The 22,024-nt window shown below is 68.2% G+C and carries 18 protein-coding genes and 1 pseudogene; 9 read left to right on the forward strand and 10 right to left on the reverse strand.

The genetic code is table 11. From position 1 onward, the window contains the following. Positions 1–124 precede the first annotated feature (124 nt). The 4 genes from xylF to H0X91_RS02010 all read left to right on the forward strand — a co-directional run bounded on the left by xylF (position 125) and on the right by H0X91_RS02010 (position 4,330). On the forward strand, positions 125–1,153 hold the full coding sequence (gene xylF / locus H0X91_RS01995) for a D-xylose ABC transporter substrate-binding protein (RefSeq protein WP_006483304.1): 1,029 nt from the start codon (positions 125–127) through the stop codon (positions 1,151–1,153). A gap of 63 nt (positions 1,154–1,216) precedes the next feature. Further along, complete coding sequence (gene xylG, locus H0X91_RS02000; RefSeq protein WP_062911692.1) at positions 1,217–2,776, forward strand: D-xylose ABC transporter ATP-binding protein; 1,560 nt, start codon at positions 1,217–1,219, stop codon at positions 2,774–2,776. Beyond that, positions 2,773–3,972 (forward strand): sugar ABC transporter permease, encoded by a 1,200-nt coding sequence (locus H0X91_RS02005; protein WP_062911691.1) that lies wholly within the window; start codon positions 2,773–2,775, stop codon positions 3,970–3,972. The genes xylG and H0X91_RS02005 overlap by 4 nt, the downstream gene beginning before the upstream one ends. A 40-nt stretch (positions 3,973–4,012) precedes the next feature. Beyond that, a complete protein-coding gene (locus tag H0X91_RS02010; RefSeq protein ID WP_006483278.1) occupies positions 4,013–4,330 on the forward strand; it encodes a hypothetical protein in 318 nt (105 codons plus the stop codon). Positions 4,331–4,374: 44 nt separating this feature from the next. Here H0X91_RS02010 and H0X91_RS02015 read toward each other — a convergent pair whose 3' ends face one another. Both H0X91_RS02015 and H0X91_RS02020 read right to left on the reverse strand, forming a co-directional pair. After that, a complete protein-coding gene (locus tag H0X91_RS02015; RefSeq protein WP_059723025.1) occupies positions 4,375–6,480 on the reverse strand; it encodes a TonB-dependent siderophore receptor in 2,106 nt (701 codons plus the stop codon). A 458-nt stretch (positions 6,481–6,938) separates the two neighbouring features. Next, entirely contained in the window at positions 6,939–7,859 is a 921-nt protein-coding gene (locus H0X91_RS02020) for a LysR family transcriptional regulator (protein WP_006483288.1), read from the reverse strand. Between the two features lie 81 nt (positions 7,860–7,940). Between H0X91_RS02020 and H0X91_RS02025 the strand changes: the two genes are divergently transcribed. From H0X91_RS02025 to aroE, 5 genes are read left to right on the forward strand one after another with little or no spacing between them, the layout of a single operon-like run. Beyond that, positions 7,941–8,891, forward strand: a complete 951-nt coding sequence (locus H0X91_RS02025) for a ketopantoate reductase family protein (protein ID WP_006498136.1) — start codon at positions 7,941–7,943, stop codon at positions 8,889–8,891. After that, complete coding sequence (locus H0X91_RS02030) at positions 8,888–9,280, forward strand: VOC family protein (protein ID WP_006483283.1); 393 nt, start codon at positions 8,888–8,890, stop codon at positions 9,278–9,280. Before H0X91_RS02025 ends, H0X91_RS02030 begins: the two co-directional genes overlap by 4 nt. A gap of 2 nt (positions 9,281–9,282) precedes the next feature. Next, positions 9,283–9,741 (forward strand): MaoC family dehydratase, encoded by a 459-nt coding sequence (locus H0X91_RS02035; protein ID WP_006483300.1) that lies wholly within the window; start codon positions 9,283–9,285, stop codon positions 9,739–9,741. Next, positions 9,741–10,964 (forward strand): CaiB/BaiF CoA transferase family protein, encoded by a 1,224-nt coding sequence (locus tag H0X91_RS02040; RefSeq protein WP_062911690.1) that lies wholly within the window; start codon positions 9,741–9,743, stop codon positions 10,962–10,964. The genes H0X91_RS02035 and H0X91_RS02040 overlap by 1 nt, the downstream gene beginning before the upstream one ends. Continuing rightward, positions 10,961–11,794, forward strand: a complete 834-nt coding sequence (aroE, locus tag H0X91_RS02045) for a shikimate dehydrogenase (protein WP_006483282.1) — start codon at positions 10,961–10,963, stop codon at positions 11,792–11,794. The genes H0X91_RS02040 and aroE overlap by 4 nt, the downstream gene beginning before the upstream one ends. Before the next feature lie 323 nt (positions 11,795–12,117). On the opposite strand, the gene H0X91_RS02050 is transcribed toward aroE, so the two are convergent. The 8 genes and pseudogenes from H0X91_RS02050 to H0X91_RS35415 form a co-directional block, all read right to left on the reverse strand. After that, positions 12,118–13,434, reverse strand: coding sequence for an MFS transporter (locus H0X91_RS02050; protein ID WP_006483289.1), 1,317 nt, complete (start codon positions 13,432–13,434; stop codon positions 12,118–12,120). Between the two features lie 66 nt (positions 13,435–13,500). Next, the gene (tcuB, locus tag H0X91_RS02055; protein ID WP_006483284.1) at positions 13,501–14,703 is read right to left on the reverse strand and encodes a tricarballylate utilization 4Fe-4S protein TcuB; all 1,203 of its coding nucleotides are present in this window, start codon (positions 14,701–14,703) and stop codon (positions 13,501–13,503) included. Continuing rightward, on the reverse strand, positions 14,690–16,096 hold the full coding sequence (gene tcuA, locus H0X91_RS02060) for an FAD-dependent tricarballylate dehydrogenase TcuA (protein WP_062911689.1): 1,407 nt from the start codon (positions 16,094–16,096) through the stop codon (positions 14,690–14,692). The genes tcuB and tcuA overlap by 14 nt, the downstream gene beginning before the upstream one ends. Before the next feature lie 74 nt (positions 16,097–16,170). After that, on the reverse strand, positions 16,171–17,112 hold the full coding sequence (locus H0X91_RS02065) for a LysR family transcriptional regulator (protein WP_006498144.1): 942 nt from the start codon (positions 17,110–17,112) through the stop codon (positions 16,171–16,173). A gap of 268 nt (positions 17,113–17,380) precedes the next feature. Continuing rightward, complete coding sequence (locus tag H0X91_RS02070) at positions 17,381–18,562, reverse strand: fumarylacetoacetate hydrolase family protein (protein WP_048985816.1); 1,182 nt, start codon at positions 18,560–18,562, stop codon at positions 17,381–17,383. A 32-nt stretch (positions 18,563–18,594) separates the two neighbouring features. Then, positions 18,595–20,376: an IlvD/Edd family dehydratase gene (locus H0X91_RS02075; protein WP_006483301.1), complete on the reverse strand. Its 1,782-nt coding sequence runs from the start codon at positions 20,374–20,376 to the stop codon at positions 18,595–18,597. Between the two features lie 202 nt (positions 20,377–20,578). Then, positions 20,579–21,616 carry a LacI family DNA-binding transcriptional regulator gene (locus H0X91_RS02080; RefSeq protein ID WP_006483298.1) on the reverse strand — a complete coding sequence of 346 codons (1,038 nt, stop codon included), beginning with the start codon at positions 21,614–21,616 and terminating at the stop codon, positions 20,579–20,581. 308 nt (positions 21,617–21,924) lie between these two features. Continuing rightward, a pseudogene (locus tag H0X91_RS35415) lies at positions 21,925–22,024 on the reverse strand (IS110 family transposase); the annotation flags it as partial.

The following is a 22,024-nucleotide window of genomic DNA, read 5'->3' on the forward strand; positions in this document are numbered from 1 at the left end:
CGATGCCGCGCAGGTGGCCGGCAACGGTCGCGCTGCCGGGCTTTGCAGTGACTCGATGCGGGCGGCGCATGTCGGCTGCCGCCCGGCGTTCGTGAGGTGGTTCCATAACAAGGAGTTTGGAGACATGAAATCCGTAACGCGTCGTACCGTATTGAGTTCGCTGGCCGGCGCCGCCGCGCTCGCGATCCTCGCGCTGGGCACGCCGCTCGCCCATGCGAGCAAGGACAAGCCCGAGATCGGTTTTTGCATCGACGACCTGCGCGTCGAGCGCTGGTCGCGCGATCGCGACTATTTCGTCGCGGCCGCGACGAAGCTCGGCGCGAAGGTGTCGGTGCAGTCCGCCGATGCGAGCGAGGCGCGGCAGATTTCGCAGATCGAGAACCTGATCTCGCGCGGCGTCGACGTGATCGTGATCGTGCCGTTCAACTCGAAGACGCTCGGCAACGTCGTCGCCGAGGCGCGGAAGGCCGGCATCAAGGTCGTGTCGTACGACCGCCTGATTCTCGATGCGGACGTCGACGCGTACATCTCGTTCGACAACGAGAAGGTCGGCGAGCTGCAGGCGCAGGGCGTCTTCGATGCCAAGCCGAAGGGCAACTATTTCCTGCTGGGCGGCGCGCCGACCGACAACAACGCGAAGATGCTGCGCGAAGGACAACTGAAGGTGCTCAAGCCGGCGATCGACCGAGGCGACATCAAGGTCGTCGGCCAGCAGTGGGTGCCCGAATGGAGCGCATCGACCGCGCTGCGGATCGTCGAGGATGCGCTGACCGCGAACAACAACAAGATCGATGCGATCGTCGCGTCGAACGACGGCACGGCCGGCGGCGCGATCCAGGCGCTCGCCGCGCAGCATCTGGCCGGCAAGGTGCCGGTATCCGGGCAGGACGCGGATCTGGCCGCGGTCAAGCGCGTGATCGCCGGCACGCAGACGATGACCGTCTACAAGCCGTTGAAGCTGATCGCGAGCGAAGCCGCGAAGCTCGCGGTCGATCTCGCGAAGGGCGCGAAGCCCGCGTTCAACGCGCAATACGACAACGGCAGGAAGAAGGTCGATACGGTGCTGCTGCAGCCGACGCTGCTGACCAAGCGCAACGTCGACGTCGTCGTGAAGGACGGCTTCTATACCCAGGCCCAGCTGGCGAGCCAGTAACGGCGCGACGCGCGGGCGGCGCTTCACTAGCGCGCCCGCGCGCATCCTGCGAGGCATGAACGAATGACGGAACCCTTGCTGACGATGCGCGGCATCGTCAAGGCATTCGACGGCGTGAAGGCACTCGACGGCATCGACCTCACCGTGCGGCCCGGCGAATGCGTCGGGCTGTGCGGCGAGAACGGCGCGGGCAAGTCGACGCTGATGAAGGTGCTGTCGGGCGTCTATCCGCACGGCACGTGGGACGGCGAAATTCGCTGGGAAGGCGCGCCGCTCATGGCCGCCGGCGTGCGCGACACCGAGCGGGCGGGCATCGCGATCATCCATCAGGAGCTGATGCTCGTGCCCGAGCTGTCGGTCGCCGAGAACATCTTCCTCGGCAACGAGATCACGTTGCCGGGCGGGCGCATGCACTTCGCGGCGATGGTCCGGCGCGCCGAGGCGTTGCTGCACGAACTGCGGATCGACACGATCAACGTCGCGCAGCCGGTGATGAACTACGGCGGCGGCCACCAGCAGCTGATCGAGATCGCGAAGGCGCTGAACAAGCACGCGAAGCTGCTGATCCTCGACGAACCGTCGTCGTCGCTGAGTGCGTCGGAGACGCGCATCCTGCTCGACATCGTGCGCGATCTGAAGCGCCGTGGGGTGGCGTGCGTCTACATCTCGCACAAGCTCGACGAGGTGGCGGCCGTGTGCGACACGGTCACCGTGATTCGCGACGGCCGCCATGTCGCGACCGAGCCGATGGCCGCGCTGACCACCGACCGGATCATCGCGATGATGGTCGGCCGCGAGATCCGCGACCTGTATCCGCGCGAGCCGCACGAGATCGGCGACGTCGTGCTCGACGTGCGCCACGTGACCTGCCGCGACGTGACGAACGCGCGCCGCAAGCGGGTCGACGACGTGTCGTTCAGCGTGCGGCGCGGCGAGATCGTCGGCGTCGCCGGGCTGGTCGGCGCGGGGCGCACCGAGCTGATGCAGGCGATCTTCGGCGCGTATCCGGGCGCGTGCACGGCGAGCGTGACGATGAACGGCCGGCCGCTGTCGATCCGCTCGCCGGCCGACGCGATCCGCGCCGGCATCGCGATGGTGCCGGAGGACCGCAAGCGCCACGGCATCGTGCCGCAGCTCGGCGTCGGCCACAACATCACGCTCGCGGTGCTGCGGCGCTTCGCGGCGCGCGGGCGGATCGACGCGGCCGCCGAGCTCGATACGATCCGCACCGAGATGCAGCGGCTGTCGGTGCGCGCAGCGCACCCGTTCCTGTCGATCGCGAGCCTGTCGGGCGGCAATCAGCAGAAGGCGGTGCTCGCGAAGATGCTGCTGACCGAGCCGCAGGTGCTGATCCTCGACGAACCGACGCGCGGCGTCGACGTGGGCGCGAAGGCGGAGATCTACCGGCTGATCTTCGCGCTGGCCCGGCGCGGCGTCGCGCTGATCGTCGTGTCGTCGGAATTGCCGGAGGTGCTCGGCCTGGCCGATCGCGTGCTGGTGATCGGCGAGGGCGAGCTGCGCGGCGATTTCGTCAACCAGGGCCTCACGCAGGAACAGATCCTCGGCGCCGCGCTGAAGCCCGCGCGCCTGCCCGCCGAACCCACTGCAGCGAGCGCGATATGAATTCCGAACTTTCTTCCTCGACCCCGGCGACGCCGGATGGAGGCGCCGGCCGCGCGCCGCGGCTGCCATTGCGCCATGTCTTCACGCGCTACAAGGTGCTTGCGCTGCTGTTCGCGGTCGTCGCGATCTGGGCGTTCTTCTCGGTGCTGACGGACGGCGCGTTCGTCACGCCGCGCAACGTATCGAACCTGCTGCGGCAGATGTCGATCACCGGCATGCTCGCGTGCGGCATGGTGTTCGTCATCATCGCGGGCGAGATCGACCTGTCGGTCGGCTCGCTGCTCGGGCTGCTCGGCGGCGTCGCCGCGATCCTCGACGTCAACCGTCACTGGCCGGTCGCGGCGACGGTCCCGGCCGTGCTCGCGCTCGGCGTGCTGATCGGGCTCTTCAACGGCTGGTGGTCGACCTATCGGCGCGTGCCGTCGTTCATCGTCGGCCTGGGCGGGATGCTCGCGTTTCGCGGCATCCTGCTCGGCGTGACCGGCGGCTCGACCATCGCGCCGGTATCCGACGGCTTCGTGTTCATCGGGCAGGGCTATCTGCCGCGCGTGGCGGGGGACGGCCTCGCCGTCCTGCTGTTCGCGCTCGTGACGCTGCTGGTGGTGCGGCAGCGCGGCACGCGGCATCGCTACCGGCTCGCGGTCGCGCCGCTGTGGCAGGACGTCGCGAAGATCGTCGGCGCCGGCGCGGTACTGTTCGCGTTCGTCGCGACGCTCGACCGTTACGGCGGCATTCCGGTGCCGGTGCTGTTGCTGCTCGCGTTGCTCGGCCTGTTCTCGTGGATCGCGACGCAGACGGTATTCGGCCGGCGCATCTATGCGGTGGGATCGAACCTGGAGGCGACGCGGCTGTCGGGCGTGGACACCGATCGCGTGAAGCTCGCGATCTTCGCGCTGATGGGATTGATGTGCGCGTTTGCCGGCCTCGTGAACACGGCGCGGCTGGCGGCCGGGTCGCCGTCCGCCGGCACGATGGGCGAACTCGATGCGATCGCCGCGTGCTTCATCGGCGGCACGTCGATGCGCGGCGGGTCGGGCACCGTCTACGGCGCGTTGATCGGCGCGCTCGTGATGGCGAGCCTCGACAACGGGATGTCGATGCTGGACGTCGACGCGTACTGGCAGATGATCGTCAAGGGCGCGGTGCTGGTGCTGGCGGTGTGGATCGACGTGGTGTCGCGCTCGAACCGGCGGTGACGGGCCGCTGGTCGGTCGCGAGTCGACAACGAGGAAGGCCATGGAACGAAACACGATGCGCGTGCAGGATGTTTCCGTGCGGGCGGCCGGGCCGCGCGCGATGCCGGATGCCGGCCCGGTGCTGGGCCTCGGTGATCCGCGCGACCGGCAGGTGATCGCGGATGCACTGCGCGCGCTGCTGCACGAGCGGTCCGAAGCGCTGTCGTTCGCGATGCGGATGGCCGACGCGTGCGGCCGATCCCGGCCCGATGCGGCCGATTTCGCGCTGACCGACATCATTCGGCTGGCGCGCATCGTCGAGCGCATCGAGCGGGACGGCGCGGCGGAGCCCGCTGCGTTTTCCGCAGGGGCGCGCTGACGGCGACGCAAGTCGCCGCGCTCGCGCGGTAGCGCGAACGGGCGCTAGAACGAGTAGGCGAGCGACGCGAACAGGCTGCGCGGCGCGCCCGGCGTGACCCACAGGCTGTTGTACGAACTGACGTAGGTCGTGCGGTTGAACAGGTTGTTCAGCACGACCGACGCGCGCAGGTGCTTGTTGACCTGAAGATAGCCGTTCAGCTGCACGGTCGCGTAGGCCGGCAGCTCGAAGCCGTCCTGTGTGTTGGCCGTGTTGCCCGCGCGGCGCCCGACGTAGATCACGCCGGCACCGGCGCCGGCCTTGTCCGCGAACGGCAGCGTGGTTTCGTACATCAGCAGCGCGCTGCCGCTCAGCCGCGGAACGTCGACGAGGCGCGCCCCGGGCGTGAGCACGGCATCGCGCGTGACCTCGGCGTCGACGTACGCGAGGTTGGCGAGCCCGCGCAAGCCGTGACCGAGATCGCCGCTCCATTCGAATTCGACGCCGCGGCTGCGCACTTCGCCGGCCGCGCGCGAGAAGCCCGCATTCGCCGGATCGGCGGTGAGGACGTTGCGCTTGGTCACGTAGAACGCCGAGACGGTCGTGAGCCAGCGCGCGCCCGCCCATTTCGCGCCCGCTTCGTAGCCGTGGCCCTTTTCGGGATCGAACGCGCGGCCGCCGACGTCGGCGCCGTTGTTCGGCCGGAACGAATACGCGGTGTTCGCATACAGCGACCACGCGGGACTCATTTCATACACGACGCCGATACGCGGGCTCAGCGCGGTCTGGAGCTGGCTCGTCGTCACGCCCTTCAGGCGGTTGTCGATCGACTGGTGGAAGCGATCCCAGCGCAGTCCGGCCAGGATTTTCCAGTGCGGCCCGAACGCGAGCGTGTCCTGCGCGTAGACGCCTTGGCCGTCGTCGCGTTCGAGCAGGTTGGTCGCGGTGCGCGGCGTCGGCGCGGGCTGGCCGTAGACCGGATCGAAGATGTCGATCGCATACGGCGCGGCGGCGGTCGGCGTGGAACGCGTGACGAACTGGTCGTAGTTGAAGCGATACGCATCGACGCCCATCACGAGCGTGTGGCCGATGCCGCCGGTGCGGAACGAGCCGGCCGTCTCGAGGCGGCCTTGCAGGTCGTTCGAGTGAAACGCGACTTGCCGGTAGCGGCGCCACAGCGTGCGGCCGTCCGGCTGCAACGCGAACGCCTCGGACGAGCGCCCCGACAGGTCGGTGTTACGTTGCGCGACGCCGGCATTGATCGACCAGCGTGAATCGATGCGATGCTCGAGCGTGAACTGGTGGCCCGTGTTGCGCACGTCGTAGTCGCCGTCGCGCGGCTCGCCGAGAAAGCGCGACGCGGGGATCACGCCCAGTTGCCCGTTGACCGCGAGCACGCCGCGATCGAGCGGCGCGCGCTGACGCGCACTCTCGAACTCGTAGTGGAGCGTCGTGTCCGCGCCGATGTCCCACGTGAACGACGGCGAGAACAGGTAGCGTTTGCTCGACACCGTGTCGCGAAAGCTGCCGTTGTTCTCGTTCATCGCGACGAAGCGGTACGCCAGCGATTGCGTGACGGGGCCGGTCGTATCGAGGGTCTGCCGCAATGCGCCGTAGCTGCCGGCCGACACGCCGACGGTGGTCGCGCGGGCAAACTGCGGCTGCTTGGTCGTATAGCTGATGATCCCGCCCGGATCGCCGCGGCCATACAGCGCGGACGCCGGCCCCTTGAGCACTTCCATCCGTTCGAGGTTGACGGTGTCGCGCGGCACGCTCATGCCGCGATTCCACGAAAAGCCGTTGACGAGGTAGTCGGTGCCGGACGTGTTGCCGTCGCCGGCGAAGCCGCGCACCGCGTAGTTGTCCCACAGGCCGCCGAAGTTGTTCTGGCGCGAGACGCCCGCGACCCAGTCGTAGAGATCGTCGCCGCGCGTGGCGGCCACGGTCTGGATCAGCTTCGTGTCGACGCTGCTGACCGCGAACGGAATCTCCATCACGTCCGCCTCGCTGCGCGTCGCGCTCGTCGATTCGCGCGTACGAAACGGCGCCGTCGCGCGTTGGGCGGAGATCTCGATGGTGGGCAGCGCCGTCTCCTGCGCGTCGGCGCTGCCCATGCCGGTCGTGCCGACGACGATGGCCATCGGTGCGGCCGCCCAGTTCCTCCTGCTCATACTCCTCCTTTTTGTGTGTTTCGCGTTCGGGCACGGCGGGCGGCCTCGCGCCGACATCTGTGTTCCAAACAGTACATTTGCGCGGCAATTTAATGCAAATGAGAGGCATTTGCAATCGTAATTTTGAGATTTGGAGGACGAAGCGAAACGGCGGGTCGCACGGCCACGGGCGGGAGGGCGAGCGAAGCCGCGTCCGGTTTCGAGACGGCCGATTTCTTCCCGCCGTCCGGCTGGCGCGTGGCGCCCATGCAGGGCGCGATGGGGCTGCGCGACCTGGAGACCGAGCGGGCCTGCGCCGTGGCTGAGCATGGCCGGCGTGCTCGATATTCTGCGCAACGGTCGCGTGCCGTTGGGGCCGCGGCCCCTCTATTTCTGCGTCTACGTCGGGATGAGGGCGGTGACGTTTGGGTCGCCCACCCCGTTTACGCGTACCGGCACCCCCGCGCCATGGCTACCGGTCAACGCGACGCACCGAACAACTCGGTCACGAGGCCGCGCAGCCACCGGTTGCCCGCCTCGTGGTGATATCGCGCATGCCAATGCTGCCGTACCGCGAATCCGTCGACCGGGATCGGGCAGGCATGAACCGCCAGGTCGTTCGCGTGGGCCAGCGTCTCGCCGATATGGCGGGGAAGCGTCGTGATCAGATCGGTCGTCTGGACGATCGCCCCCAGACCCAGGAAGCCCGGCAATTCCAGCACCACGTCCCGCTCGATGCGCGCCTGCCGCAGCGCCTGTTCGAGCAGCTGCGCGCCGGTTCCCGCCGTGATGGCGACATGTCCTTCGGAACGGTACTGCTTTGCGCCGAGCCGGCCGCGAATTCTCGGGTGATGCCGATTGGCCAGACAAATCCAGTCCTGGTCATACAGCTTCTGCTGGTAAATGCCGCCGCCGAGCCACGGCACATAGCCGATCGCGAGGTCGGCCTCGCCCGATTCGAGCGCGCGTTCCGTATTGCCGTCGATCCGCGCGGCTTCCAGCCGGACGCCAGGCGCCTGCGCCCTGACATGGGCCAGTAGCCGCGGCAGCAGCGTGATGTGGCTCGCGTCGGTCATGCAGATGCGAAAGCGTCGCTGGGCCGTCGACGGATCGAACGCGATCTCCCACGCGGTGAAGCGCCGCAGCGATTCGAGGATTTCCCGGCAGGGCCCGATCAGCGCATCGGCCTGAGGCGTCGGCGCCATGCCGCCGGGCGTCCGGATGAAGAGCGGATCGTGCAGGTGTTCCCGCAAATGCCCGAGCCAGATGCTGACCGTCGGCTGGCTCTGGCCGAGTTGCTCGGCGACGCGCGTGACGCTGCGCACGTCGTACAGGAGATCGAAAAGCTGCAGCAGCTTCAGGTCGGGCAGATCGGCGGGCATCGGCACATTATTGTCCATTGCAATGGCGTCATTGTATCCATTGCATTGCCGGCATGAGCGGCGACTCCTATCGTGAGGCCATACGTCAAGGAGACAGCATTGAAAATTGCAATTCTGGGCGCTGGCGCGCTGGGGTGCGCAATCGGCGCCACCCTTACCGAAGGCGGTCACGAGACCTGGCTGATCGCTCGCTCGCCCGTGCACGTCGACGCGATGCGTCGCGACGGACTGCGCGTCGACGACGCCCGCGGCAGCCGCCAGGTACGCGTGCATGCGACGACGCAGGCTGCCGAAGTCGGCACGGCCGACCTGGTCGTGGTGCTGGTCAAGTCATTCCACACCGACGCGGCGATTCGCGGCGCCCGATCGCTGGTGGACGCGGATACCGTCGTGCTGTCGCTGCAGAACGGCCTCGGCCACGAGGACATCCTGAGCGACGCCGTCGGCCGCGAGCGCGTGCTCGCGGGCAAGACCTACGTTGGCGGCGTGCGGCGCGGCCCGGGCCATATCGAATCCGGCGTGATCGGCAAGTCGACCTACATCGGCGAACTCGACGGCCGCATCACGCCGCGCGTGCGGGCGATCGCCGACGCGTTCGATGGCGCCGGTCTCGCGACGACGATCAGCGACAACATCGTCGGCACGATGTGGGACAAGCTGCTGGTGAACGTCGCGACGGGCGCGCTGACGGGCCTCACGGGGCTCACCTACGGGCAGCTTTACGACGAGCCGCTGCTCAAGGCCACGTCGCTCGCGGCCGTGGCCGAGGCGATCGCGGCGGCCCGGGCAGCCGGCGTGAAGTTGTCGATGACCGACCCCGAACAGGCATGGACGCTGGCCGCTGAAGGGCTGCCCGCGACCTTCAAGACCTCGATGCTGCAAAGCCTCGAGAAGGGCTCGATCACCGAGATCGACTTCATCAACGGTTCGGTCGTGCGCTGCGGGCAGCGCTACGGCGTGCCGACGCCGGTCAATGCGACGCTCGTCGCGTGCATCAAGGGGCTGGAGCGCGCGATGGCCGATCGCCAACGCGAGGAGGTTGCCGCATGAGCGCCACGAAAGCCTATCTCGAACACGTCGCGATCTGGGTGAAGGACATCCGCTGGCACATCCGTTTCTTCGAGGACGTGCTCGGCATGACGCTGCGCGAAGTCGACGGCCCGCTCGACGCCCCGCGGCAGTACTGGACGCTCGGCGGCCTGCAGTTCATCCACGCGCCGGAACACGACGGCCCGGAAGGCCGGCTCGCCCATCTCGGCGTGATGTGCGAGGACCTGGAAGCCGCGCTCGCCGCGGCGCGGCGATTCGACGTGACGGAGATGCCGCAGGGGCGCAACTGGCTTCGCCTGCCCGACGGGCTTGCCGTCGAACTGATTCAGGCCAAGCCGGCTTCCTGCGTCGCGCAGGCGCTGGCGATCGACCCGCGCGCGGAGGCATGACCATGACGATCGTCGAGAAATACTGGGACGACGCCCGCGAGGGCGACGCGTGCACGAGCCCGACTTACGTCGTGACCAAGGCACGCATTCTCGCGTACGCCGACCTCACCGGCGACCATACGCCCGTGCACGTCGACGAGGATTACGCGAACGCCAGCCATTTCGGCTGCCTCGTCGCGCACGGGCTGTTCGGGCTGTCCGTTGCCGACGGCCTGAAGACCCAGAGCGACTATCGCTTTGTGCCGGGCATGTCGCTCGGCTGGACCTGGGATTTTCTGCTGCCGATCAAGGTCGGCGACGTGCTGCACGTGACGTTCCGCGTCGGTTCGATGCGGGCCAGCAAGAGCCGCCAGGACTGGGGCATCGTCGTGCTGCCGTCGGAGCTGATCAATCAGGATGGGCAGGTCGTTCAACGTGGCGAACATCGCCTGATGGTGCCGCGCCGGCCGGAGGCAGCGTGATGCAGGCCCGTCCCCTCGAAGGCATTCGCGTCGTCGACTACAGCCATTTTCTTGCCGGCCCGTATGTCGGGCGCTGTCTCGCGGCGCTCGGCGCCGAAGTCATCAAGGTCGAGCGCCCGGGCGCCGGCGACGCCGGACGTCAGCATGCGACCGTGCTCGACGACCAGCAAAGCGGCTATTTCCTGCAGCTCAACATGGGCAAGCGCGGCGTGAGCGTCAACATGAAGGACGCGCGCGGCAAGGCGTTCATGCAGCGGCTGTGCGACTCGGCCGACGTCTTCATCGAGAACTATCGGCCGGGCGCGCTGGACAAGCTCGGGCTCGGCTATGACGAACTGTCGGCGCGCAATCCGGGCCTTGTCTACTGCTCGATTTCGGCGTACGGGCATACCGGTCCCGATGCGCATCGCGCCGGCTTCGGGCTGATCGCCGAAGCGAAGAGCGGGATCATGCAGATGGTCGGCACGCCCGGCGAGCGGCCGCCGCTGCTACGCATTTCGCTCGGCGACATGTACACCGGGATTCATGCGGTCGCGGCCATCAACGCCGCGCTGCTCGGGCGCGTGAAGAGCGGCCGCGGGCAGCATATCGACATGGCGCTGTACGACACGCTGGTATCGATGCACGAATATGCGGTGCAGTGCTACACGCTGCAGGGCGTGCTGCCCGAGCAGACCGGGCACGACATGCCGACCTCGACGCTCTATGGCGTGTTCCGGGCCGCCGACGGCGATCTCGTGATCGCCGCGCAAGTCGACGACGCATGGAAGCGCTTCGCGCAACTGATCGAAGCGCACGGCGGCCCGGCCGGCTTCGGCGCGGACACGCGGTTTCACGACAGCACCGGCCGCAACGCGCACCGCGCGGAAATCCTGGCGGTGGTCGAGCCGTGGGTGGCCGCGCGTTCCGTCGCGTCGGTACTGGAACTGCTCGACGGCATCGACGTGCCGTGCGCGAAGGTGCAGCGCATCGACGAGGTGTTGAACGATCCGCAGATCCAGGCCAGAGGCATGGTCGTCGAGCAGCAGCATCCGCGCTACGGGACGCTGCGCCTGCCGAACCTGCCGTTCCGGTTTTCCGATTGCGACACGACGATACGCGACGTCGCCCCCGATCTCGGGCAGCACAACGCGGAGGTCGCGCGCTCCCTCGGGTTCGATTCGGCCGAAATCGATGCGATGCAGGCCGACGGCGTCCTCTATTCAAAAGCGAGCCAACGATGACGGACCAATACGCGGTGATCGGTTATCCGATCGGGCACACGAAATCCCCGCTGATTCACGGTCTGTTCGCGCAACAGACGCGACAGGACATCCGCTATACGGCGATCGAGGGGCCGGTCGAGCCGGCAGGCGCCTTTGCTGCAGCGGTTCGCGCATTTTTCGAGGGGGGCGGCAAGGGTATCAACGTGACCGCGCCATTCAAGCTCGACGCATTCGCGATGTCCGACGAGCGAAGCGCGCGCGCGACGCTGGCGGGCGCAGCCAATGCGCTCAAGTTCGACGGCGACCGCATCTGGGCGGACAACTTCGACGGCATCGGACTGGTTCGCGACATCGAAGTCAATCTCCGGCTTCCGATGGCGGGCAAGCGCATCTTGCTGCTCGGTGCCGGCGGCGCGGCACGCGGCGCGCTGCTGCCGTTCCTCGATGCCGGGCCGGCCGAACTCGTTATCGTGAATCGCGACGTCGACAAGGCGCGCGCACTGGCCCTGGAGGTCGCCGGATGCGGAACGCTCATCGCGGGCGGCTATGCGGACCTCGCCCGGATGGGACGTTTCGACCTGGTGGTCAATGCGACGTCGGCCAGTCTGACCGGCAACCTGCCGCCTGTCCCGCCGAGCGTGTTCAGCCCGACCGGCACGGCCTACGAACTGGCCTACGGCAAGCGCCTGACGCCGTTTCTCCGACTCGCGAAAAATGCCGGCGTGCACGGTATCGCGGATGGCGTCGGCATGCTGGTCGAGCAGGCGGCCGAGGCGTTCGCCTGGTGGCGCGGCGTCCGGCCCGAGACCAGCGCGGTGATCGACCGGCTGGCCGTGCCGTTCGACTGAGTGCGCGACGGCGCGCGGCCCGCGATCCGGCTACGTCAACGCAGCGGCCGGGCCGTCGCGCGTCGTTACGCTGAACGGTCGACCGTGACGCACACGGCGCGCGAATGCCGGATGACGTGCGTGGACCGACGTGGCTCGCGCGTCGCAAGCACGCGCGCCTTCGTCGATCCAGCATTCGATTCATTGCGGCTTCCGGTACGCAATGCGGCAGCGACGAGGTTCTCCAACGGCGTCGCGAGGCGACCGAGCAGTCGCGCGAGCGCGCCGCCGTCGTCGAACAGCGCGCCGCAACCGTGCCGCAACCGTGCCGCCGGGCGCGCTTCTCATGCAGGCGACGCCGAACGCCGCACCGTCCCGCCTTTGCGATACAGCGACAGGGTCGCGAGCAGTCCGCAGCATGCGGCGAAGCTGAGCCAGTATCCGGGCGCGGCCTTGTCGCCCGTGATCTCGATCAGATAGGTCGACACCGCGGGCGTGAAGCCGCCGAAGACCGCCGTCGCGAGGCTGAAGGCCAGCGAGAAACCGGCCACGCGAACGCTGGCGGGCATGATTTCGGTCAGCGCCGCGACCATCGCGCCGTTGTACATGCCGAAGAAGAAGGAGAGCCACAACAGCACGGCCAGCATGCGGCCGAAGCTGGGGGCGGACGCAAGCCACGCGAGCGCGGGATACGACGTCACGATGGCCGCGACCGCGATGGCCACGAGAATCGGCTTGCGTCCGATGCGGTCCGACAGCGCACCGCCGACGGGCAGCCAGAAGAAATTCGACACGCCCACGCACAGCGTGACGACCAGGCTGTCCGCCGTCGACAGTTTCAGTACGGCCCTGCCGAACGTCGGCGTATAGACCGTGATGAGGTAGAACGTCGTCGTGGTCATCGCAACCAGCAGCATGCCGGCGAACACGGTGCGCCAGTTCCGCAGCATCGTCGCGACTACCTCGCGTGCACGCGGACGATGGGTGCGCGCCTTGAATTCGTCCGTTTCCTGCAGCGTTCGGCGAAGCACGAAAATGACCGGGACGATCGCGCAACCGATGAAGAACGGGATGCGCCAGCCCCATGCACCGATTTCCTGGCTCGTCAGCAGATGATTCAGCAGATAGCCCAAGGCCGCCGCGATGACGATCGCGACCTGCTGGCTGGCCGACTGCCAGCTCGTATAGAAGCCGCGGTGCCCGGGCGTCGCCATTTCCGCCAGATAGACCGACACGCCGCCCAGCTCGGCACCGGCCGAGAAGCCCTGCAGCAGGCGCCCAAGCAATACCAGCGCCGGTGCGGCGAGCCCGATCGTCGCGTACCCCGGCACGCACGCGATCAGGATCGTGCCGCTCGCCATGATCGAGAGCGTCACGATCAGGCCTTTGCGTCTGCCCACTTCGTCGATGTAGGCGCCGAGCACGATCGCGCCGAGCGGGCGCATCAGGAAACCGGCGCCGAAGACGGCAAACGTCAGCAGCAGCGACGCGAACTCGCTTGCCGCCGGAAAGAAGACCCGCGAGATGCTGGTCGCATAGAAGCCGAACAGAAAAAAATCGAACTGCTCGAGAAAATTGCCGCTGGTCACGCGCAGGACCGCGCCGAGCTTCGACGTGCGTGCGGCCGTGCCGTCCGGCGCGGTTGACGGTGAGGGATGCATGGGGTGTCTCCGTTGGATGTATGGTGCGAAGCGGCCCGAAAGCCGGACCGCTTCGGTTGGCCCGGTTCAGTCCGAGCCGAGTTGCAGGCGGTTGGCCTGGCGCTTTTCGATCGACGACTTGAGCAGCGCCGCGCAGCGGAAGATTCCGTGGGCGAATTTTCCGTACGGCAACGTTGCGAACAGCGCCATCACGATGCCGAGATGAACGGCGAGCAGCGTCGCCATCGCGCTCGTGTCGCGCCACGCGAGCAACGCCAGTCCCGATGCGCTCACGAGCATCAGCAGGGCAATGAAGCCGCGGTCCATCGGACGTTGTGCCGGATCGGTCCGCGCGGGGTCGCGCCGCAGGTTGAGCCACAGGAGGCCGGCAGGCCCGATCAGCAGACCGATTCCGCCGACGGTGCCGAGCAGCACGGGCAGGCTCAGGAACGCGTACGGCGCGTGCAGGTCCAGCGCGTAGTGATAGAAGGTCGCCACGAGCGTGGCGGCAAAGCACAGCATGAAGCCGTAGAACGTGAAGTGGTGAAACCGGCGCCGCGCGCGCGTGAACGCATCGTCCGACTCGTTGCAGCCGTCACCGTGGCCGCCGTCGAGATAGGTCAGCGCGAGCGCGTGTTTCGCCGCCTCGGCGACCGCGGGCAGGCTCGCCGTACCCGTCGACACGTCGCGCCAGAAACGCGTCACGCCGACCCCGAGCGCCAGAACGGCGAGGCCGAACACCGAGCCGAACATCGCGGCGAGCAGGTTGTGCGGAAAGATCGCATAGAAACGGCCGCCCGACGGGCCATTCAGCAGCGAGCCGTGCATCGCGACGCCGAGCATCAGGAAAAGCGCCAGCCCGATCGCGAGGGCAAGCGCGACGGCCAGGCCGTTGCGCCTGTAGAGCTGGCCCAGCGCGGCGGGCCACGCATACTCGACATACGTGTCGAGCCGGACCTGCGCCATCGCCTTCGGCACGTTCACGGCGAATTCGTGCGGCGGCGCATATTGGCACGCGTGATAGCACGCGCCGCAGTTGTGGCACAGGTTGGCCAGGTAGTTGACGTCCGCCTTCGCGAATTCGAGCCGGCGCGTCATCGCCGGAAAGACCGCGCAAAACCCTTCGCAGTAGCGGCACGCATTGCAGATCTGCATCTGGCGCGCGACTTCCGCTTCGTGGTCGGTGACGGGCACGATGCGGATCACGGCGGCGCCGCTTGCGCGTGTCGACGGCCGGCCGGCGGGCGCGAGCGCGTGGGCGTCGCGAACGTGTTCTTCAATATCGTGCATGTTGAACTCCGGTCGTTTGCGCCGCCTTGGCCGCCTCGGTGCCCGCGATACGGCCGAACGCGGTGCCGATCGACATCCCGACGCCCGCCGTGTAACCCTTGCCCAGCACGTTGCCGGCCATCATCTCGCCGGCAACGAACAGGTTGCCGCTCGGCCGTCCGCCGAAGTGGACCTGCGCGCGCTCGTTGACCTTGAGCCCGAGATACGTAAACGTGATGCCGGGACGCAGCGCATAGCCGAAGAAGGGCGGCGTATCGATCGGGCGTGCCCAGTGGGTTTTCGCGGGATGGACGCCTTCGGTGCGACAGTCGTCGAGCGTCGTGTGATCGAACGTGCCCGCCCGGCATGCGGCGTTGTACGCGCGCAGTGTCTCGACGAACGCTCGCTCGGGCAGGCTCAGCCCGCGCGCGAGTTCCGGCAACGAATCGGCGCGGACCCCGGGGAATACCGGCGGCATGAAGCGTCCGACGGCCTTGGCATCGATGATCGAGTAGGCGGTCTGTCCCGGTTGCTGCGCGACGAGGCGGCCCCAGATCGCGTAACGCTTCGGCCAGAAATCTTCGCCTTCGTCGTAGAAGCGCTGCGCATCGCGGTTGACGACGATACCGAGCGACACGCAATCGATCCGTGTGCAGATGCCGCCGTCGTAGAGCGGCGCGCGCGCATCGATCGCGACGCAATGCGACTGCGACGGGTCGCCGATCGCATCCGCGCCGGCGTCGAGCATGGCCTTGAGCAGGACGCCCTGGTTGAAGCGCGTGCCGCGGATGAGGAAATTGTCGGCGGGCCACTCGCCACGCTCGTTTTGTCCCCACGCTTCGCGCAGCCATTCGCGGTTGGATTCGAAGCCGCCCGCCGCCAGCACGCAACTGCGCGCCTCGAAGCGCCGGCTCCCGCTGCGCGCGGCGACGAAGCGCTCGCCGTCGAGCTCGATGGCGTCGACGGGCGTGTCGTAGCGAATCCGTACGCCCAGCGCTTCGGCGCTGCGGTAGTACGCGTTCACGAGCGCTTTGCCGCCGCCCATGAAGAATGCATTGGTCCGCGCCACGTGCAGTGCGCCGGACAACGGCGGCTGAAACCGCACGCCATGTGCGTGCATCCACGGACGACAGTTCGCCGACGCGCGGATCGCGAGCCGGGCCAACGCCTCGTTCGTGATGCCGCCCGTGACCTTCAGCAGGTCTTGCCAGTACTCTTCTTCCGGATAGGCGCCGACCAGCACGTCCTGCGGGCCGTCGTGCATGCAACGCAGGTTGCGGGTGTGCTGGGAGTTTCCGCCGCGCCATTCGCGCGGGGCCGCTTCCAGCAGCAGCACCGACGCGCCGGCTTCGCGCGCCATCAAGGCCGCGCACAGCGCCGCGTTGCCGCCGCCGATTACGAGAACATCGATCATCTGAGTCGTCTCCTTTGAGACGCACTCTACGGATCGGCCTCGCCTGCCGCCATCAGCGGCGCGGCAACACGTCTTCAGTTTTTGTGAAGAGGCGGCTCGCGCAGCGTGGCGCCGGGCCACCCGCCTGCCGCGACGATCTCGCGCGCGACGTCGGCGAGGACGACCCGCGCGGCGAGCCCGGCGGGCGACAACTCGTCGTCGGAGACGCTCGCGATCAGGTTCGGCCTCGTCGCGTGGGCGTCCGCGACAGGGACGCTCGCGAGCGCGGCGTTCTCGAGCCGTGCGAGCGCCGCGCCCGGTTGAATGGTTGCACCGAGCCCGCCGCGCACCGCATCCATCAACATCGCGAGGCCGTCGACTTCGGCGGCGATGTGCGGGGTAAAGCCGGTGCGGGCGAATGCGACATCCAGCAACGCGCGCAGACCATGCGGGCCGCTCGGGAGGATCAGCGGCACGGCGCCGAGGTTCGCCAGGCGGACGCGCGGCCCGTCGGGCATGCCCGGCAGGCCGGGGGCGCCGATCACGAACAGATGCTCGTCGAGCAACGGCATCACGCTCCAGCGCTGTGCGGGTTCTTCGCGAAACAGGATCGCCAGGTCGATCTGCCGCGCACTCAGCATCGCACCGAGATAGCCCGACAGGCTCTCGACCATGCGCAGCCGGACATCCGGATAGCGCCGTCGCATCGCCTGCATGAACGCGAGGCCGAGTACGCCGGTCGTACTGGGCGCAAGCCCGACGCTGACGTGCCCCGACAGGCGCGCCTGACGCGCGGCGAGCGCCGCATCGTCGACGTGGCGCAACGCGAGTTGCGCCTGTCGCCAGAATGCAAGGCCGGCGTCCGTCGGCACGACGCCCGTGGAGGTGCGTTGCAGCAGGCGCGTGGACAACTCGCTCTCGAGCCGGCTGATCTGCTGGCTCAGTGCGGACGTCACCACGCCCAGTTCCAGCGCGGCCTTGCCCATGCTGCCGTGTTCCACGACGCAGACGAAATAGCGCAGTTGCCTCAGTTCCATCGACACCTCGAATTGACTCAGCCGCGGTATTGTCGCAGCCGACGAGGCGCCGGTGGAGCGAATCGCGTCCACCCGACCCGTGGAGCGCCGCCGCAAAGACGGTCGAGCCGGCGGCACCGCGCGACACGGACGTTTCGGCTCGTCGAACGATCCGATCGCAAGGCGGCCGGCGACATGCGTGCCGGCGCGAACGCTCGTTTCAACCCGCTGCGCCTACCGGCGGTCGATGTCGGTCGCGAAGGGCGTCATGCCGGCGCGTCTTCCGCTTTCATTCGGCAAGCAGCCCGCGCGCGGCCAGGTTCGCATACAGCGCGCGCACGCCGAAGGTCCACGGCGCGATCTCCGTGCAAAGCCGCACGGTATTGACGAGTGCGCCGAGCGCGGGCGTCGAGATCGTGACACGGTCGCCCAGGTGATGCGTGAAGCCCGCGCCGGGCGCGTCGCGATCCTGGATCGGCGAGAACATCGTGCCGAGGAACAGCATGAAGCCGTCCGGGTACTGGTGATGCGCGCCGCAGGTCTGCGCGACGAGGTCGGCCGGGTCGCGGCTGATCTCGCGCATGTGGCTGATGCCGTCGAGGACGAAACCGTCGTCCGCGCCTTCGACGCGCAGCGACACGCTGCATTGCCGCACGCCGTCGAGCGTGAAGCCGTCGTCGAACAGCCGCACGAACGGGCCGATCGCGCACGAGCCGTTGTTGTCCTTGCATTTGCCGAGCAGCAGCGCCGAGCGGCCTTCGATGTCGCGCAGGTTCACGTCGTTGCCGAGCGTCGCACCCACCGGCCGGCCGTCGCTGGCGACCGCCAGCACGATCTCCGGCTCCGGGTTGTTCCATACCGACACGGGCAGCAGCCCGACGTCCGCGCCGAAGCCGACCGCGGACATCGGCTGCGCCTTGGAGAACACCTCGGCATCCGGGCCGATGCCGACTTCCATGTATTGCGACCACGCGCCGCGGCGCTCGAGTTCCGCCTTCAGGCGCAGCGCGGCTTCCGAGCCGGGCACGATCTTCGACAGGTCGGTGCCGATGGTCGCGGCGATGGTGTCGCGTACCTCGCGCGCCCTGGCCGGATCGCCGCCGGCCTGTTCCTCGATCACGCGTTCGATCAGGCTGACGGCGAACGTGACGCCGCACGCCTTGATCGCCTGCACGTCGCACGGTGCGAGCAGGTGCGTCGCGCCGGGCGTGCCGTCGAGCGCCGCCTGCAGCAGCGGTTCGACGCGGCCCAGCGATTCGCCGACGGCGGTGCGCGCGATGGCGACTGCATCGGGGCGGTCGAACAGGTCCGCGGTGGTTGGCACGGTGCGCGTGATGTCGAACACTTCGCCGCCGCGCACGGCGACGACGCTCGGGCCCGCGTGGGCGCCGTCGTGCCGCCAGACGCGGCCGATCAGCAGCGCGTGGGCGAGGTCGTGCGGCAGGCAGTCGGAAACGGAAGGAGTACGCATGGTCAGCTCGGCAAGAGTCGTGGACGGTGAAATCAGTGCGAATGGCGCGGATTGCCGCGCTGCTCGATCACCTTCAGGTACAGCGTGGCCGGTTCGAGGCAGCCGCCGGTGGACAGCTGGCCGACGAAGCGGCGATAGAGTTCCTGCCACGGCGTTTGCGCCTGCGGCACGGTGAAGCTTGCGCTCTCGCGGCGTCGCGCGAGTTCGTCCTCGTCGACGAGCACGTCGACGCTGCGGCGATTCAGGTCCACGCGCACGCGGTCGTTCGTGCGCAGCAGCGCGAGGCCGCCGCCGACCGCCGCTTCCGGCGACATGTTCAGGATCGACGGGCTGGCCGACGTGCCGCTCTGGCGTCCGTCGCCCATGCACGGCAGCGACGTCACGCCGCGCTTCACCAATTCGGCGGGCGGCGCCATGTTCACGACTTCCGAACTGCCCGGATAGCCGACCGTGCCGCAGCCGCGGATCACCAGGATGCAGCGCTCGTCGATGTCCAGCGCGGGATCGTCGATGCGCGCGTGATAGTCCTCGGGGCCGTCGAACACGATCGCGCGCGCCTCGAACGTATTCTCCGCGCCCGGTTCGGAAAGATAGGTCCGGCGGAACGCGTCCCCGACCACCGACATCTTCATGATCGCGCTGTCGAAGAAGTTGCCCGACAGCACCATGAAGCCGGCGCCATGCTTGAGCGGCGCGTCGGGCGTCCGGATCACGTCGCGGTCGGCGTCCTGCGCGGTGTCGGCGATCGCGCCGATCGCGCGACCGGATACGGTCAGGCAGTCGCGTCGCAGCAGGCCGGCCGCATCGAGCTGGCGCAGCACGGCAGGCACGCCGCCGGCGCGGTGGAAGCTTTCGCCGAGGTAGTCGCCGGCCGGCATGCAGTTGACGAGCAGCGGCACGGCTTCACCGAAGCGCTGCCAGTCGTCCAGGCTCAGCTCGACGCCCATGTGGCGTGCGATCGCGATCAGGTGCGGCGGGCAGTTGGTCGATGCGCCCAGCGCGGACGCGACGACGATCGCATTCTCGAATGCCGCACGCGTCATGATCGTCGACGGGCGAAGATCTTCGCGAACGAGCTCGACCGCGCGCTTGCCGGTCGCGTAAGCCATCTGGCCGCGCTCGCGATAGGCCGCGGGAATGCTCGCGCAGCCCGGCAGCGACATGCCCAGCGCCTCGGCCAGGCTGTTCATCGACAGCGCGGTGCCCATGGTGTTGCAATGGCCGATCGACGGGGACGAAGCCGTGGTCAGCTGCATGAAGCCTTCGTAGTCGATCTCGCCGGCCGCGAGCAGGTTGCGCGCATGCCAGATCACCGTGCCGGAGCCGACCCGCTTGCCCTCGTGCCAGCCGTCGAGCATCGGGCCGCCCGACAGCACGATCGCGGGCAGGTCGACGGTGGCCGCGGCCATCAGGCACGCGGGCGTGGTCTTGTCGCAGCCGGTCGTCAGCACCACGCCGTCCAGCGGAAAGCCGTGCAGCACTTCCACCAGCCCGAGGTAGGCGAGATTGCGGTCGAGCGCGGCGGTGGGCCGGCGGCTTTGCTCGGCCAGCGGATGCACGGGGAATTCCATCGGAATGCCGCCCGCGTCGCGGATGCCGGCCTTGGTCCGCTCGGCCAGCTCGAGGTGGTGGCGGTTGCACGGTGCCAGGTCGCTGCCCGTCTGCGCGATGCCGATGACGGGGCGGCCCGACTGCAGTTCCTCGCGCGTCAACCCGTAGTTCATGAAGCGCTCGACATAGAGCGCGGTCATGTCGGCGTGCGCGGGGTCGTCGAACCATTCCTGGCTGCGCAGGCGGCGAGCGGTGTGTGACATGGCAGGCTGTCTCCTAAGGGGCCTTTCTCATTTTGCGTGCCGGATAGTTACCGGTAACATCGGTGGGATGTTAGCACGGGGTTTTTGCATCGCGGAAGGGATTTCGTGCGCGATTTCGTGCGCGAGTGGCGCAGCAGAGGGCGGCGGAAACCGGTACGGAGCCGCGCATCCCGCGGGTCGGGATGCGCGCGGGCGCCGGCCGTCAGGCGCTTTCCCGCGGGATGATCGTGTAGTCGATACGAATGCTTTTCGATTCGGTCCGCTCGCCGCCGTCGCGCGCCTGCAGCGCCGCCAGCAACGCTTCGCCGGTGCGCAGCCCGATACCGTACGCATCGACCGACACGGTCGTGATGGTCGGATGGCAGCAGGTTGCCACTTCGAAGTTCCCGAAGCCGGCCACCGCGATGTCGGCGGGCACGGCCAGCCCGCGCCGATGACATTCCATGATCGCGCCGAACGCCGACATGTCGCTCACGCACATCACCGCATCGGTATCCGGCCATTGCGCCAGCAGGGCCGCCATCGCCGGGCCGCCGTGGCTCATCGTGATCGGCGATTCGCCCAGCCGCACGACGCGCGGTTCGCCGAGCCCCAGCGCCTTGATCTCCGCCTGGTAGCCCTTGAGCCGGTCCAGGCCGCGGCGATCCAGTTCGCTCGCGCCGACCAGAAAGCCGATGCGCCGATAGCCGCGCTCGGCGAGGTGCCGCACCATCGCACGGGCGGCGCGCACGTTCGAGAAGCCGACGGCGGTGTCGATCGGGCGGGTGGGCAGGTCCCACATCTCGACCACCGGAATCGCCGAGCGCTCCAGCACCTTGCGCGTCGCGTCGGTGTGCTGCGCCCCGGTCAGCGCGATGCAGCGCGGCTGGTGCCGCAGCATCGAGCGCACCAGCCGTTCTTCCCGTTCGAGGTCGTAGTCGGTATCGCCGAGCAGCAACTGCAGGCCATGCGGTTCGAGCGCATCGGTCAGCCCGCGCACGGTGTCCGAGAAGTTCGAACTCGACAGCGACGGCACCAGCACCGCGACGAACTCCGAGCGCCCCGACGACAGCGCGCCGGCGGCCGCGTCGGCCACGTAGCCGAGCTGCTCGATGGCCTCGCAGACCCGTGCGCGCGTCTCGGCGGCCACGCTGTGCCCGGCGAGCACGCGCGACACGGTCATCTTCGAGACGCCGGCGAGGCGCGCTACGTCGGACATGCGGGGCGGCCCGGCAGGCCGGACGGCGGTGGGACTGGGCATCGGAATCGCGATCGTGAGAAGGCCGGAAAGGCTACATCATACCGGTGCGGCGTACCGGGCAGGCCGGCCGACGCTCGCCCGTCGCGGCGACGCCCGTACTAGGGAAACCACGCGTGCGGCGGACCTTGTACGCGCCGGTCGCAGCGTGCTACCTTCCGGTGTGTTACCGGTATCAGTGTGCCGATCGCTCCCGTCGCCTCGCCGGCTTTTTTTTGCCACGGAATGTTATCGGTAACATCGATGCGTCAGAGGACTCGCCGGTACGAAGAAGACCTACACGAACAGCAACCATCTTGAGACAGCCCATGTCATGCGCAATTGAAATCCGGCTGCCAACGCTCGCCAGTGCGAGCGATGGCGTTGAGCGTGATGAGCAGCTTGCGCATGCATGCGACGAGGGCGACCTTC

Origin of the sequence: Burkholderia sp. 9777_1386, assembly GCF_015712265.1 — a bacterium.
Classification (GTDB): domain Bacteria; phylum Pseudomonadota; class Gammaproteobacteria; order Burkholderiales; family Burkholderiaceae; genus Burkholderia; species Burkholderia cenocepacia.

What these genes read in the sequence shown, in the direction of transcription:
- H0X91_RS02035 (WP_006483300.1), top strand. Translation starts at nt 9,283, where the DNA reads ATGACGATCGTCGAGAAATACTGGGACGACGCCCGCGAGGGCGACGCG.
- H0X91_RS02050 (WP_006483289.1), bottom strand. Translation starts at nt 13,434, where the DNA reads ATGCATCCCTCACCGTCAACCGCGCCGGACGGCACGGCCGCACGCACG.
- tcuB (WP_006483284.1), bottom strand. Translation starts at nt 14,703, where the DNA reads ATGCACGATATTGAAGAACACGTTCGCGACGCCCACGCGCTCGCGCCC.
- H0X91_RS02020 (WP_006483288.1), bottom strand. Translation starts at nt 7,859, where the DNA reads ATGGACAATAATGTGCCGATGCCCGCCGATCTGCCCGACCTGAAGCTG.
- H0X91_RS02005 (WP_062911691.1), top strand. Translation starts at nt 2,773, where the DNA reads ATGAATTCCGAACTTTCTTCCTCGACCCCGGCGACGCCGGATGGAGGC.
- H0X91_RS02065 (WP_006498144.1), bottom strand. Translation starts at nt 17,112, where the DNA reads ATGGAACTGAGGCAACTGCGCTATTTCGTCTGCGTCGTGGAACACGGC.
- xylG (WP_062911692.1), top strand. Translation starts at nt 1,217, where the DNA reads ATGACGGAACCCTTGCTGACGATGCGCGGCATCGTCAAGGCATTCGAC.
- H0X91_RS02075 (WP_006483301.1), bottom strand. Translation starts at nt 20,376, where the DNA reads ATGTCACACACCGCTCGCCGCCTGCGCAGCCAGGAATGGTTCGACGAC.
- H0X91_RS02040 (WP_062911690.1), top strand. Translation starts at nt 9,741, where the DNA reads ATGCAGGCCCGTCCCCTCGAAGGCATTCGCGTCGTCGACTACAGCCAT.
- H0X91_RS02030 (WP_006483283.1), top strand. Translation starts at nt 8,888, where the DNA reads ATGAGCGCCACGAAAGCCTATCTCGAACACGTCGCGATCTGGGTGAAG.
- H0X91_RS02070 (WP_048985816.1), bottom strand. Translation starts at nt 18,562, where the DNA reads ATGCGTACTCCTTCCGTTTCCGACTGCCTGCCGCACGACCTCGCCCAC.
- H0X91_RS02010 (WP_006483278.1), top strand. Translation starts at nt 4,013, where the DNA reads ATGGAACGAAACACGATGCGCGTGCAGGATGTTTCCGTGCGGGCGGCC.
- H0X91_RS02015 (WP_059723025.1), bottom strand. Translation starts at nt 6,480, where the DNA reads ATGAGCAGGAGGAACTGGGCGGCCGCACCGATGGCCATCGTCGTCGGC.
- H0X91_RS02080 (WP_006483298.1), bottom strand. Translation starts at nt 21,616, where the DNA reads ATGCCCAGTCCCACCGCCGTCCGGCCTGCCGGGCCGCCCCGCATGTCC.
- aroE (WP_006483282.1), top strand. Translation starts at nt 10,961, where the DNA reads ATGACGGACCAATACGCGGTGATCGGTTATCCGATCGGGCACACGAAA.
- xylF (WP_006483304.1), top strand. Translation starts at nt 125, where the DNA reads ATGAAATCCGTAACGCGTCGTACCGTATTGAGTTCGCTGGCCGGCGCC.
- tcuA (WP_062911689.1), bottom strand. Translation starts at nt 16,096, where the DNA reads ATGATCGATGTTCTCGTAATCGGCGGCGGCAACGCGGCGCTGTGCGCG.